The following is a 12659-nucleotide window of genomic DNA, read 5'->3' as shown; positions in this document are numbered from 1 at the left end:
CGCCGGCGGCCGGATCTTCTGAGCCGGTCGCGGTGACCCTCTACCGGCCCGGGCGCGACGTGTTCCTCGCGTCGGCGCTGGAGATCGCCCCGAGACTGCTCGGCGCGGTGCTCCGTCACGAGACGGAGGAGGGCGCTGTCGCGATCCGGATCAGCGAGGTAGAGGCCTACGTCGGCGACGGGGTCGACCCCGGCTCGCACTCCTTCCGCGGCCGCACCAAGCGCAACGCGGTGATGTACGGGCCGCCCGGGTACGTCTACACGTACTTCACGTACGGGATGCACGTGTGCGCGAACATCGTCTGCTCCCCGGAGGGGGAGTCCTCCGCGGTGCTGCTGCGGGCGGGGGAGGTCGTGGAGGGCGCCGAGCTGGCGGCGCATCGTCGCGCCGGACCGCTCGGCCGCGACATCCCTCCGCGCGACCTGGCGCGCGGACCGGCGCGGCTGGTAGTGGCCGCGGGCATCCTGCTGGCCGAGAACGGCTCCGACGTGTTCGCGCCCCCGTTCGACCTGCAGCTGCCGCGCGTCCAGCCGGCCTACGAGACGGGGCCGCGCACGGGTGTCTCCGGCGCCGGCGGCAGCGTGACCTTCCCGTGGCGCTACTGGCTGCCCGGCGACCCCTCGGTCAGCCCTTACAAGCGCCACCCCAAATCCCACGACTGACCCCGCGAGGGGCACGTTGTTGTCACTTTTCGCGCCCAAAAGTGACAACAACGTGCCCTTCGGCGTCCGGGAGGAGTCAGGCGACGGCGAAGCGGAAGAGGCCGGCGCAGACGCACGCCCAGATCAGGCTGACCAGGGTGCCGATGATGAACCGCTCGCGCGCCTCCGGGGCCTCCAGCTCGGTGAACCGGCCGACGCCCTTGATCGCGATCAGCACGCCGAGCGCCTCGGGGAACCCCGCCATGATCGAGCCCGTCGTCGCGAACCGCTCCAGGTAGCCGATGGTCGTGCCACCTCGAAGCACTTCGCGGGTCTCGTCGAGCCCGCTGACCCGGTCGTGCACGACGATGCCGCCGTGGACGCCCGGCACCGACGTGCTCCGGGTCGCCAGGGCCAGGGCGAGCTGCGCGGCCGGGCCGCCGCCGACGACGCTCAGCACGAGCGCGACGACGCCGATGAGGACCCGGAAGACCGGCGGGGCGTCGTGCTGGGGGATCGCGAGGAGCAGGAAGGCCAGCCCGAGCAGGCCGGTGGCGGTGTAGACGAGCGGTCGCCGCGGCGTGCGCAGCGTGGCGATCATGCAGCACACGGCGGCGATGGCGCTGATCAGGGCGAGCGCCCACAGCGCGAACGGGACGGCGGCCGCCAGGAGCTGCGGCACGGGAAGGGTCGTCATCCGTCCTCCGGTCGTTCGGCCGAGCGCTGGGCTGCGTCGGCGGTCCCCAACAGCCTAACCAGGGCGGGCTGCGCCGCGAGGTCGGCACGCAGGCCGGCCGCCCGGGCGCGGTCGCTGGCGGATTGCGGGGTGATGCCGAGTCTGGCCCCGGCCTCCGCCTGCGTCAGCCCCGCGGCGACGAGGTCGTAGAGCTCCCAGCCCGCCTCGCTCCTGCCCGCGCGCAGCGTGAGCAGGAGGCCGACGAGCGCCTCCACGTCCTCTGCCGGCTCCGGCGCGGCGACCGCCTCCGCGGCGAAGCGGAGCGGCGTGCGCTTGGCGCGGGTGACCGCGGCCCTGGCGGCGACGAACGCGTCGCCGCTGGCCTCCCGCGTCGCGTCGGGGAGGGGGGTGCGCACGTCGCCGATGCCCAGACCGACGCTCCAGGCGTGTCCGCGGGCGAGGGCGGTGACGATGTCGAGGGCGGTGGCGGGGTCGGCGGTGAGGGCCTGGAGCTCGTCGCCGGCATTCCTATCGGCGGGCAGCGCGAGGCGCTCGCCGTGGCGGTCGTTCAGCTCGGCGAGCGCGGGCGCGACGATGTCGGGCCGGCTGCGGCTGTCGACCTGGTCGGCGGTGACGACGAACATCGGGATCTCCTCACATCAGGGATTTGGACCTGATCCGGATCATATCAGGTCCTGAAGCCTGCTTCAATAACAATCAGGTCTGAAAGCCTGATCGCCGCCCGCGTGCGGAGGGCGTCCGCTGCTAATCTGCTGGAGTGTCAGAAACCGTCACCGCAGCAGACCGCAGCAGCGCGGAGCAGAGGCTCCGCGAGCAGACCAACGACCCGACCTTCGACGACGTCTGGGACGAGCTGAAGTGGCGCGGACTCGTCCACGTCTCGACGGACGAGGCCGCGCTCAAGGAGCTCCTGGCCGGTGACCCGATCACGTACTACTGCGGCTTCGACCCGACCGCGCCGAGCCTCCACCTCGGCAACCTGGTGCAGCTGCTGACCATGCGCCGCCTCCAGCTCGCCGGCCACCAGCCGCTGGGGCTCGTCGGCGGCTCGACCGGCCTCATCGGCGACCCGCGCCCGACCGCCGAGCGCACGCTGAACACCAAGGAGACCGTCTCGGAGTGGGTCGGCTACCTCCAGCAGCAGGTGACGCGCTTCCTGTCGTCGGAGGGCGACAACGCCGTCCGCCTGGTCAACAACCTCGACTGGACGGCGCCGCTGTCGGCGATCGACTTCCTGCGCGAGATCGGCAAGCACTTCCGCGTCGGCACGATGCTCAAGAAGGACGCCGTCGCCGCCCGCCTCAACTCGGACGAGGGCATCTCGTACACCGAGTTCAGCTACCAGATCCTGCAGGGCATGGACTTCCTGGAGCTCTACCGGCAGCACGGCTGCGTGCTCCAGACCGGCGGCAGCGACCAGTGGGGCAACCTGACCAGCGGTACGGACCTCATCCGCAAGGTGGAGGGCGCGCACGTCCACGCCATCGGCACCCCGCTCATCACCAACAGCGACGGCACCAAGTTCGGCAAGAGCGAGGGCAACGCGATCTGGCTGGACGCGGGCTTCACGAGCCCCTACGCGATCTACCAGTTCTGGCTCAACGCCGACGACGCCGACGTGATCGACCGCCTCAAGGTCTTCACGTTCCTCCACCGCGACGAGATCGAGCGCCTCGAGCGCGCGGTCGCCGAGGAGCCGTTCCGCCGCGAGGCCCAGCGCCGGCTGGCCTACGAGGTGACCGCGCTGATCCACGGCGTGGAGGCCACGGAGGCCGTCATCGCGGCGTCCGAGGCGCTGTTCGGCCAGGGCGACCTGGCCGGCCAGGACCGCGCCACCCTGGAGTCGGCGCTCCGCGAGCTCCCCAACACGACGACCGCGGCCTCCACCACGATCGCCCAGGCACTGGTCGACACCGAGCTCACCAAGAGCCTCGGCGAAGCCCGCCGCGCGGTCGCCCAGGGCGGCGTCTACGTCAACAACGCCAAGGTGGAGGACGCGGAGTCCACCGTCGGCGACCACCTGCTCCCGGGCGGCATGGTCGTGCTGCGACGGGGGAAGAAGACGCTCAGCGGGGTGTTCGTGGAGTAGCGAGCGCCATCCGCGCTGCCCGGCGGCGCCCGTTTGCCAGGTGATCTCCGACGTGATTCGTCGGCGACTCCGAACGTCCGGTCCGCCGCGCCCGTCCGGCGGACGCTGGCCACACGCCCGTGAGCCGCGGATAACGCTCGGTATTCTGCCCGACACATCCGAGCGGAGAAGTGCCTCCGTCGCCGACGAGTCAGGCCCGCATGAACACCCCTTCCGCACGAACCGGGCGATCCGCCCGCGCGCGCTTCCGGTTCTTCGCTGGTGTCGTCCTGAGCTATCTCGCGGTGCCGATCCTCAACGCGGTGTCGCCGCTGCTCGCCCTTCCTGCGATCACCGCGTCGTTCGGGAGCCCGGCGTGGGCGGCGATAGCCATCGGGCAGTCGCTCGGCGGGACGGCGGGTGTCATCGTCGAGCTCGGCTGGGGGCTCTCCGGGAGTCAGCGGGTCGCCCGGATGTCGCCGCGCAACCGCGCGCACGCCTTCGGCGTCTCGCTCGTCGCGAAGTCGATCGTGGGGGTGCCGGTGATCGGGGTGGCCGCAGCGCTGTCATGGACGCTCGCCCCAGCCGCGTTCCGGGGCGAGACGGCCGTCGTCGCCGTGGCCTCCGCCGTCGCCATGCTCTCGGCCGGCTGGATCTTCGTCGGAATCCTGCGACCGCGGCTGTTCCTCTACACCGAGGTCCTCCCGCGGGCGGCGCTCATCGCCGGATCGGCCGTCGCCATCCAGCTCGGAGCCGGGCTGTGGACGTACGCGGGCGCGCTCCTGCTCGCCGCAGTGTCGGCGCCGGTCGCCGGCGCGCTTGTGCTCCGGCTGCGCTGGCGCGACCTCGTGTCGCTGAGCCCGCGGCGGCTCATCACGGTGATCGGATACCAGCGCGCCGCGCTGAACTCGAGCGTCTTCTCCAGCGTCTACATCTCGCTCGGCACGACCGTCGCGACCCTGGGCTCGGCGAACGCCACGCTGCTGTTCGCCTCGGTGGACCGGCTTCAGCGGATGGTCCAGCAGGTGCTGCGCACTCAGAACTTCGTGTTCAAGGGGTGGGTCGGTCGCGAGGTGGATCCGGGGCGGCGTATCCGCCAGGCGGTGCGCGCGACCCGGATCAGCGTCGTGATCGGGGTGGTCTCCGGCGTCCTGTTCGCGATCGGAGCGCCGCTGGTCGCCGACGTGGTGTTCTCGGGCACCGTGGACATTCCGCCTCTCGCCGCCGTCCTCGCGGGAACCGGTATCGCGATCATCTGCGCGACCATGTCCACCGGGTTCGTGCTCCTGGTCGCCCTCGGCCGGGTCTCCGCCGTCGCGACGTCGGCCGCGGTCGGGGCGGTGGTCGGCCTTCCCGGGATCTTCTTCGGCGCGATGCTCTTCGCGGGCACGGGCGCGCTCGCAGGCCAGCTCCTCGCCGAGACCGCGGTGCTGATCGTCCAGCTCATCGCCGTGCGGCGGCGATTCCGGGAGCTGCGCGCGTCGGGACGCTGGCCGGTCGCGCCCGCGTCGTCGCCCGTCCCCGCCGCCCTCCCCGGCCCGGACGCCGATCCGGTGTAGCGTGTTCGCATGCCGGAGAACCCCGCCGGCGTCGCGTCGGACGACAGCGACGCCCTCGTCGCACGCCTCGAGGTGATCGAGAGTCAGCCGCTCGCCGAGCGCGCGGAGGCGTACGCGCACTTGCACGAGTCGCTGCAGGCCCGGCTGGAAGGCAGCGATCGGCGTGTCGGGAACTGAGCGGCTCGACGTCGCCCTGGTGTCCCGCGGTCTGGCCTCCTCGCGCACACGTGCGGCCTCGTTGATCGCCGACGGGCTGGTGACGGTGGATGGCCGGCCCGTGGTGCGCGCGTCGGCGAAGGTGGGCGAGGGGCAGCAGCTCGTCGTCGCCGGTGCCGACCAGTACGTGAGCCGTGGCGCGCACAAGCTGATCGCCGCGCTCGACGCGTTCGGCGTGCCGGTGGAGGGCCGGGTCGCGCTCGATGCCGGTGCCTCGACCGGAGGGTTCAGCCAGGTGCTGCTGGAGCGCGGCGCCCGGCTGGTGATCGCCGTCGACGTCGGGCACGGGCAGCTCGATCCCCGTCTCGCCGGGGCGGAGCGGTTGCGGTCGTTCGAGGGCGTGAACGTGCGCTCGCTCGACGCGGCGGCGTTCGCCGGGCTGGTGGGCGACGGCGTCGTTCCGCAGCTGGTCGTGGCCGATCTGTCGTTCATCTCGCTCACCCAGGTCCTCCCGGCGCTGCGCTCGGTCGCGGCCGACGACGCCGACTTCGTGCTGCTGATCAAACCGCAGTTCGAGGTGGGCAGGCAGGGCGTCCGCGAGGGGATCGTGACCGACCCGGGGCTGCGGCTGGACGCAGTGGAGCGCGTGCTCTGGGCGGCCCACGACGCGGGTCTCGGCACGGTGGGAGTGATCGCGTCGCCGATCGCGGGCACGCACGGCAACCACGAGTTCCTCGCCTGGTTCCGCGCCGGCGCGCCGGACCCGTCGGCGTCGCGCGAGGCTCTCCTCCGCCTCGCGCCATGAGTGAACGTTCTCCACAATCTCCGCGCCCCGGGCACATCCCGGCGCGAAAACAGACAGAATAGTGGGACGGCCCGGAACCGGGCGGCGAGGCAGAGGAGGCTTTCGTGGCGGCATCGGGTGACGCGCAGCGATACATCCTCGTCGTCGCGCACACCGGTCGTCAGGACTCTCTGGAGGCGGGCGTGCAGGTGTGCCGCCAGCTCATCGCCGCCGGTGTCGTTCCGGTGCTCAGCGAGGACGAGCGGCGCGACCTGCTCGCCGCGGAGCCCGATCTCGACGCGGTCGCCGTGCTCGGCGACGAGGTGCAGGCGAGCGACCTCGAGCTGGTTATCGTGCTCGGCGGCGACGGCACCATCCTGCGCGCGGCCGAGCTGGTGCGCGGCTGCACGGCGCCGCTGCTCGGCGTCAACCTCGGGCATGTCGGCTTCCTCGCCGAGAGCGAGCGCGACGACCTGGTGATCGCCGTCGCGCGCGGGCTCGCGAAGGACTACGAGGTGGAGGAGCGCATGACGCTCTCCGCCCGCGTCAAGGTCGGCAAGGAGGTCGTCTACGAGAGCTGGGCGCTCAACGAGGCGACGGTCGAGAAGGCCAGCAGGGAGCGGATGCTCGAGGTCGTCATCGAGGTCGACGGCCGGCCGATGTCGAGCTTCGGCTGCGACGGCGTCGTGATGTCCACGCCGACCGGATCGACCGCCTACTCGTTCTCGGCGGGCGGCCCTGTGGTCTGGCCCGGCGTCGCCGCACTGCTGCTCGTGCCGCTCAGCGCGCACGCGCTGTTCTCGCGGCCGCTGGTGGTCGACGGCGACTCGTCGCTCGCGATCGAGCTGCTCGACCGCGCGGGCGGGGAGGGCATCCTCTGGTGCGACGGGCGGCGGCAGTTCGACCTGCCGCGCGGCTCGCGCGTCGTCGTGCGCCGGTCGCCCATCCCGGTGCGCCTCGCGCGCCTGCACCCGGGGCCGTTCACCGACCGGCTCGTCCACAAGTTCGACCTTCCCGTGACGGGATGGCGGGGGCCGGCCGGCCGTGACTGACCTCCGCACGAATCGAAGCCGCGGCGGCATCGATGAGATCTCCATCCGCGACCTGGGCGTCATCGCCGAGGCCGCGCTGCCGCTCGGGCCCGGCTTCACCGCCATCACCGGCGAGACGGGCGCGGGCAAGACGATGGTGGTGTCCGCGCTCGGCCTCCTGCTGGGCGAGCGCGCCGACGCCGGCTCCGTCCGGCTGGGCAGCGCGCAGGCCTGGGTCGAGGGCCGCTGGCGCGTCGAGCAGCCGGGCGAGGTCGTGGCGCGCGTCCGCGACGCCGGCGGAGACGTCGACCCGATCGACGACGGCGCGGCGGAGCTCGTGCTGAGCCGTTCCGTGTCGGCAGAGGGCCGGTCGCGCGCGGTCGTCGGCGGGCGCAGCGCCCCGGTGAGCGTGCTGACCGAGCTCGGCGAGCAGCTCGTGGTCGTCCACGGCCAGTCCGACCAGCTCCGGCTGCGGTCGGCCGTCGCGCAGCGCGAAGCACTCGACCGGTTCGCCGGCCCCGACCTCGCGAGCGCGCTCGACGCCTACAGCCAGGTCTTCCACCGCTGGCGCGACAACGCCTCCGAGCTGGCCGAGCTCCTCGCCGACCGCGACCGGCGCGCCAGGGAGGCCGACGACCTCCGCCTGGCGATGGCCGAGATCGAGGCCGTGGCGCCGCAGCCGGGGGAGGACGACGAGCTCGCCGAGCGGGCCGAGCGGCTGACCAACCTCGAGGACCTCCGTCTCGCCGCGTCCGGCGCCCGCGAGCTGCTCTCCGCCGAGGAGTCGGAGGAGCCCGATGTCGTCGGCCTCCTGGAGGCCGCCCGCCGGCAGGTCGAGCGGGTCGCACCGCACGACGCCGAGCTGGCGCCGACAGTGGAGGCCGTGGCCAACCTCAGCTACCTGGCCTCCGACATCGCCGCGCAGCTCTCCAGCTACCTCGCCACGCTCGACACCGACGGCTCCCGCGAGCTGGAGGCCCTGCAGGAGCGCAGGGCCGAGCTCTCGTCGCTCGTCCGCAAGTACGGGCCGACCCTGGACGACGTGATCACGACCCTGGAGACCGGGAGCCTGCGGCTGCTCGAGCTCGACGGCGACGCCGACCGCATCCAGGAGCTGACCGACGAGGTGGAGGCCGACCGCGCGCTCGTCGTCGAGCTCGCCGCCGGTCTGAGCGAACGCCGCCGGGTGGCCGCCGAGCGCCTCGCCGCCGCGGTCTCCGACGAGCTGTCCGCCCTCGCCATGCCCGATGCCCGCGTGGTCGTGGACGTCTCTCAGCGCGACGAGGACGACCCGCAGAGCTACACCGCCAGCGGTCGCGACCAGGTCGCGATCCTGCTGCGCCCGCACCCGGGATCCGAGCCCCGGCCACTCGGCAAGGGCGCGTCCGGCGGCGAGCTCTCGCGCGTCATGCTCGCGATCGAGGTCGTCATCGCCGGGACCGACCCGGTGCCGACCTTCATCTTCGACGAGGTGGACGCCGGCGTCGGCGGAGCCTCGGCCATCGAGATCGGCCGCCGGCTCGCGCGCCTCGCCGAGAGCGCGCAGGTGATCGTGGTGACGCACCTCGCCCAGGTGGCGGCGTTCGCCACCAATCACCTCACCGTCGTCAAGGGCAGCGACGGAGCCGTCACGTCCTCCAGCGTGCGCCGGCTCGACGGAGACGAGCGGATCGCGGAGATGGCGCGGCTGCTCTCCGGCCTCCCCGACTCCGAGAGCGGGCTCGCCCACGCGCGCGAGCTCGTCGACATGGCGGCGGACACGCGCGGGACTCCCCGCAGCAGGTGATAAGCTGCAAGCCCGTGGTGGATTATTCAGACGCGGCGCAGACCAACAGCAAAAACGGCACTACCAAACACATCTTCGTGACAGGTGGTGTCGTTTCTTCGTTGGGGAAGGGCCTTACAGCGGCCTCCCTCGGCAACCTCCTGACGGCACGCGGACTCCGCGTCGTCATGCAGAAGCTCGACCCCTATCTCAACGTGGATCCGGGGACGATGAACCCGTTCCAGCACGGCGAGGTCTTCGTGACCGACGACGGCGCGGAGACCGACCTCGACATCGGCCACTACGAGCGGTTCCTCGACATCAACCTCTCCCAGTCGGCGAACGTCACCACCGGGCAGATCTACTCGAACGTGATCGCCAAGGAGCGCCGCGGCGAGTACCTGGGCGACACGGTCCAGGTCATCCCGCACATCACCGACGAGATCAAGCGCCGGATGCGCCTCCAGGCCCAGCCGGGCCCGGACGGCGAGCCCGCGCCCGACGTCATCATCACCGAGATCGGCGGCACGGTCGGCGACATCGAGTCGCAGCCGTTCATCGAGTCGGCGCGTCAGGTGCGCCACGAGCTCGGCCGCAAGAACTGTTTCTTCGTGCACGTCTCGCTCGTGCCGTACATGAACGCCTCCGGCGAGCAGAAGACCAAGCCGACGCAGCACTCCGTCGCGGCGCTGCGCTCCATCGGCATCCAGCCGGACGCACTCGTGCTGCGCAGCGACCGGCCGGTCTCCGAGTCGAACAAGCGCAAGATCGCGCTGATGTGCGACGTGGACGAGCAGGCCGTCGTGAACGCGGTGGACGTCCCGAGCATCTACGACATCCCCACCATGCTGCACGAGCAGGGCCTGGACGCCTACATCATCGACCAGCTCGGCCTCGACAAGGCCGCCGACGTCGACTGGAACGGCTGGGCACGCCTCCTGGAGGCGGTACACGACCCCAAGCACGAGGTCACGATCGGCCTGGTCGGCAAGTACATCGACCTGCCCGACGCCTACCTGTCGGTCACCGAGGCTCTGCGCGCGGGCGGCTTCGCCCACCGCACCAAGGTGAAGCTCAAGTGGATCCCGTCCGACGACTGCCAGACGCCGGAGGGTGCGGCCGCGCAGCTCGGCGACGTGGACGCCATCTGCGTTCCGGGCGGCTTCGGCGTCCGCGGCATCGAGGGCAAGGTGGGCGCGCTGAAGTTCGCCCGCGAGAACGGCATCCCGGCCCTCGGCCTGTGCCTGGGCCTGCAGTGCATGGTCATCGAGTACGCGCGCAACGAGGCCGGGCTGGCCGGCGCGTCGTCGTCGGAGTTCGACCCGGAGACCGAGTTCCCCGTGATCGCCACCATGGCCGAGCAGGTCGAGATCATCGCGGGCGGCGACCTGGGCGGGACCATGCGCCTGGGCCTCTACCCGGCGGTACTCGCCGAGGGCTCGCTCGCGGCCGACCTCTACGGCGCCGCGGAGGCCAGCGAGCGTCACCGGCACCGCTACGAGGTCAACAACAACTACCGCGAGCAGATCGCCGACGCGGGCCTCTGGTTCTCCGGCACCTCGCCGGACGGGCACCTGGTCGAGTACGTGGAGCTGCCGCGCGACGTGCACCCGTTCTACATCGGCACTCAGGCGCACCCGGAGTTGCGGTCGCGCCCGAACCACGCGCACCCGCTGTTCGCCGGGCTCGTCGGCGCCGCGCTCGACCGGCAGAAGGCCAGCCTCCTGTTCGAGGTCGCACCGGATGACGAGGTCAGCGCGGTCGAAGTCGGCGCGGGCGCCTGATGACGGCGGAGACCGGCACGCTGCGCGATGAGCCGTTCCGTCCCGAGATCGTCGCGTCGGAGGTCGCCTTCGACGGAAAGATCTGGGATGTCCGGCGCGACACCTTCCGCTACAACGGCGAGGACATCACGCGCGAGTACGTCGACCACACGGGCGCCGTCGCGGTGCTCGCCCTGGACGACGAGGGGCGGGTGCTGCTCATCCAGCAGTACCGGCATCCGGTGAGGCACCGCGACTGGGAGATCCCGGCCGGCCTGCTCGACATCCTCGGCGAGGATCCGCTGACCGCGGCGCAGCGCGAGCTGGCCGAGGAGGCCGACCTGGAGGCCGGGCAGTGGAACGTGCTGACCGACATCTTCACGAGCCCCGGCGGCAACGACGAGGCCATCCGCATCTACCTGGCGCGCGACGTCCGGCCGACCGGTTCGGCGTTCGCGCGCGAGGCCGAGGAGGCCGACATCCGGGTCGCGTGGGTGCCGTTGGAGGAGGCGGTCGACGCAGTGCTGGAGCGGCGGATGCACAACGCGCCGCTGAGCGTCGCAGTGCTCGCCGCGCTGGTGGCCCGTGAGAAGGGCTGGGCGAGCCTCGGCGCGGCCGACGCGGCCTGGCCGAGCCACCCGAAGCTCGCGGCCGGCGGCGAGCCCGAACTGAGCGAGCAGAGCGCGGCGGGATGACCGTCGAGGCGGACGCGGACGCCTTCCTGCGGCACGTCGCCATCGAGCGCGGCCTCTCGGCGAACACCGTCGCCGCCTACCGGCGCGACCTCACGGTCTACATCGGCTGGCTGGCGGGCCAGGATGTCGGAGACGTCCGCCAGGTGGCCCCCGCCACCGTCTCGACCTACCTCGCCCACCTCGGTTCGCGCGAGGAGGCGCCGCTGACGGCGACCTCTCTCGCCCGGATGCTGTCCACGGTCCGCGGATTCCACCGGTTCCTCCTGGAGGAGGGCCGCGTGGAGTTCGACGCCGCCCGCGACGTGCGCCCGCCGAAGCTGCCGAGCACCCTCCCGAAGGCCATCACCATCGACCAGGTGACGGCTCTGCTCGCCGCCACCGACGGCGACGAGCTCGACCACCTGCGCGACAAGGCGCTGCTCGAGCTGATGTACGCGACCGGCGCCCGGGTCAGCGAGGCGGTCGGCCTCAACGTGGACGACGTGATCGACACCGACGTCGTGCGGCTCACCGGCAAGGGCGCCAAGCAGCGGATCGTCCCGCTCGGCAGCTTCGCCCAGGCCGCGGTGGCCGCCTACCTGGTGCGGGCGCGGCCGGTGCTGTCGGCGCGGGGGAGGGCGACGCCCGCGCTGTTCCTCGGGATGCGCGGCGCCCGGCTGTCACGGCAGAACGTCTGGCTGATCATCCGCGCCGCCGCCGAGCGCGCCCAGCTCGGCGTCGAGATCTCGCCGCACACCCTCCGCCACTCGTTCGCGACCCACCTGCTCGCCGGCGGCGCCGACGTGCGTGTGGTGCAGGAGCTGCTCGGCCACTCCTCGGTGGCGACGACGCAGATCTACACGCTCGTCACGGCGGACGCGCTGCGCGACGTGTACGCGACGGCTCACCCGCGGGCGCGGTGACGGCCGCGCGGCGCCTTCCGGTACAGCCAGACCAGCACCGTGCCGCCCTCGCCCCGGCCGCCGTCGAGGCTGACGCGTGACGCCGTGAAGCCGAGCTTCTCCAGAATCCCGAAGGACGGCGCGTTCCAGCGTTCGACGATCGCCCAGAGCACCGGGAAGCCGGCGTCGAACGCGGCGTCGGCGACCGCGGCGGCGGCCTCCGTGGCGTAGCCGTTGCCGACGTGCCTGCGCAGCAGCTCGTAGGCGAGCTCCGGCTGCGCGGGGCTCGTGCGCCCGGTCACCAGGCCGCAGTAGCCGATCGCCTCGCCGGAGTCGGCGAGCTCGACGGTGTAGACGCCGAAGCCGGCCTCCCCGGCGGCGCGGCGTTGCGCGTCGAGCCGGTCGCGCTCCTCCGCGAGCGACGGCGCCTGCTGCTTCGGGTCCTCCGCGATCAGCGCGAGACTCCATTCGGCGTCGCGTCCGTCGCGGAGGCGCAAGTGCAGGCGCTCGGTGCTGAGCTCGGCTGGCATCGTCGGCATCCGCACAGCGTACGCCGCCGTGGGGACCCGCCGCCGCCGCGGCCCGCGGAGACCGGAGCACGCGGATAGGATGGACCCCG

13 protein-coding genes are annotated in these 12659 nt (G+C 72.3%); 10 read left to right on the top strand and 3 right to left on the bottom strand.

The genetic code is table 11. The features are described from left to right. Positions 1 to 32: 32 nt before the first annotated feature. Positions 33 to 662, top strand: coding sequence for a DNA-3-methyladenine glycosylase (locus AC3A3H_RS09760; protein WP_487614366.1), 630 nt, complete (start codon positions 33 to 35; stop codon positions 660 to 662). A 76-nt stretch (positions 663 to 738) separates the two neighbouring features. On the opposite strand, the gene AC3A3H_RS09755 is transcribed toward AC3A3H_RS09760, so the two are convergent. Together AC3A3H_RS09755 and AC3A3H_RS09750 are read right to left on the bottom strand one after the other, a co-directional pair. Next, positions 739 to 1338, bottom strand: coding sequence for a hypothetical protein (locus AC3A3H_RS09755; protein ID WP_487614365.1), 600 nt, complete (start codon positions 1336 to 1338; stop codon positions 739 to 741). Beyond that, the gene (locus tag AC3A3H_RS09750; protein ID WP_487614364.1) at positions 1335 to 1961 is read right to left on the bottom strand and encodes a DNA-binding protein; all 627 of its coding nucleotides are present in this window, start codon (positions 1959 to 1961) and stop codon (positions 1335 to 1337) included. The genes AC3A3H_RS09755 and AC3A3H_RS09750 overlap by 4 nt, the downstream gene beginning before the upstream one ends. Before the next feature lie 134 nt (positions 1962 to 2095). Between AC3A3H_RS09750 and tyrS the strand changes: the two genes are divergently transcribed. From tyrS to xerD, 9 genes are all read left to right on the top strand, one after another. Continuing rightward, positions 2096 to 3427, top strand: a complete 1332-nt coding sequence (gene tyrS, locus AC3A3H_RS09745; protein WP_487614363.1) for a tyrosine--tRNA ligase — start codon at positions 2096 to 2098, stop codon at positions 3425 to 3427. Positions 3428 to 3627: 200 nt separating this feature from the next. Further along, on the top strand, positions 3628 to 4965 hold the full coding sequence (locus tag AC3A3H_RS09740) for a polysaccharide biosynthesis protein (RefSeq protein ID WP_487614362.1): 1338 nt from the start codon (positions 3628 to 3630) through the stop codon (positions 4963 to 4965). A 9-nt stretch (positions 4966 to 4974) separates the two neighbouring features. Beyond that, positions 4975 to 5142: a hypothetical protein gene (locus tag AC3A3H_RS09735; protein ID WP_487614361.1), complete on the top strand. Its 168-nt coding sequence runs from the start codon at positions 4975 to 4977 to the stop codon at positions 5140 to 5142. Further along, positions 5129 to 5926 carry a TlyA family RNA methyltransferase gene (locus AC3A3H_RS09730; protein WP_487614360.1) on the top strand — a complete coding sequence of 266 codons (798 nt, stop codon included), beginning with the start codon at positions 5129 to 5131 and terminating at the stop codon, positions 5924 to 5926. The genes AC3A3H_RS09735 and AC3A3H_RS09730 overlap by 14 nt, the downstream gene beginning before the upstream one ends. Positions 5927 to 6030: 104 nt before the next feature. Then, positions 6031 to 6957, top strand: a complete 927-nt coding sequence (locus AC3A3H_RS09725; protein WP_487614359.1) for an NAD kinase — start codon at positions 6031 to 6033, stop codon at positions 6955 to 6957. Then, a complete protein-coding gene (gene recN / locus AC3A3H_RS09720) occupies positions 6950 to 8722 on the top strand; it encodes a DNA repair protein RecN (protein ID WP_487614358.1) in 1773 nt (590 codons plus the stop codon). The genes AC3A3H_RS09725 and recN overlap by 8 nt, the downstream gene beginning before the upstream one ends. Positions 8723 to 8739: 17 nt before the next feature. Beyond that, complete coding sequence (gene pyrG / locus AC3A3H_RS09715; protein WP_487614468.1) at positions 8740 to 10485, top strand: CTP synthase; 1746 nt, start codon at positions 8740 to 8742, stop codon at positions 10483 to 10485. After that, positions 10485 to 11159, top strand: a complete 675-nt coding sequence (locus tag AC3A3H_RS09710) for an NUDIX domain-containing protein (protein ID WP_487614357.1) — start codon at positions 10485 to 10487, stop codon at positions 11157 to 11159. Before pyrG ends, AC3A3H_RS09710 begins: the two co-directional genes overlap by 1 nt. After that, positions 11156 to 12061 (top strand): site-specific tyrosine recombinase XerD, encoded by a 906-nt coding sequence (xerD, locus tag AC3A3H_RS09705; RefSeq protein WP_487614356.1) that lies wholly within the window; start codon positions 11156 to 11158, stop codon positions 12059 to 12061. The genes AC3A3H_RS09710 and xerD overlap by 4 nt, the downstream gene beginning before the upstream one ends. On the opposite strand, the gene AC3A3H_RS09700 is transcribed toward xerD, so the two are convergent. Beyond that, on the bottom strand, positions 12043 to 12579 hold the full coding sequence (locus AC3A3H_RS09700; RefSeq protein ID WP_487614355.1) for a GNAT family N-acetyltransferase: 537 nt from the start codon (positions 12577 to 12579) through the stop codon (positions 12043 to 12045). The genes xerD and AC3A3H_RS09700 overlap by 19 nt on opposite strands. Between the last annotated feature and the right edge of the window lie 80 nt (positions 12580 to 12659).

It is taken from the genome of Leifsonia sp. Soil_N53, from assembly GCF_057655165.1.
Note: the sequence above shows the minus strand (reverse complement) of the source record. Positions and strands in the feature narration are given on the sequence as shown.

Bases quoted from the DNA above. Each gene is read 5' to 3' on its own strand.
- AC3A3H_RS09750 (WP_487614364.1), bottom strand. From the start codon at position 1,961: ATGTTCGTCGTCACCGCCGACCAGGTCGACAGCCGCAGCCGGCCCGAC.
- AC3A3H_RS09740 (WP_487614362.1), top strand. From the start codon at position 3,628: ATGAACACCCCTTCCGCACGAACCGGGCGATCCGCCCGCGCGCGCTTC.
- AC3A3H_RS09755 (WP_487614365.1), bottom strand. From the start codon at position 1,338: ATGACGACCCTTCCCGTGCCGCAGCTCCTGGCGGCCGCCGTCCCGTTC.
- AC3A3H_RS09710 (WP_487614357.1), top strand. From the start codon at position 10,485: ATGACGGCGGAGACCGGCACGCTGCGCGATGAGCCGTTCCGTCCCGAG.
- AC3A3H_RS09700 (WP_487614355.1), bottom strand. From the start codon at position 12,579: ATGCCGACGATGCCAGCCGAGCTCAGCACCGAGCGCCTGCACTTGCGC.
- xerD (WP_487614356.1), top strand. From the start codon at position 11,156: ATGACCGTCGAGGCGGACGCGGACGCCTTCCTGCGGCACGTCGCCATC.
- AC3A3H_RS09735 (WP_487614361.1), top strand. From the start codon at position 4,975: ATGCCGGAGAACCCCGCCGGCGTCGCGTCGGACGACAGCGACGCCCTC.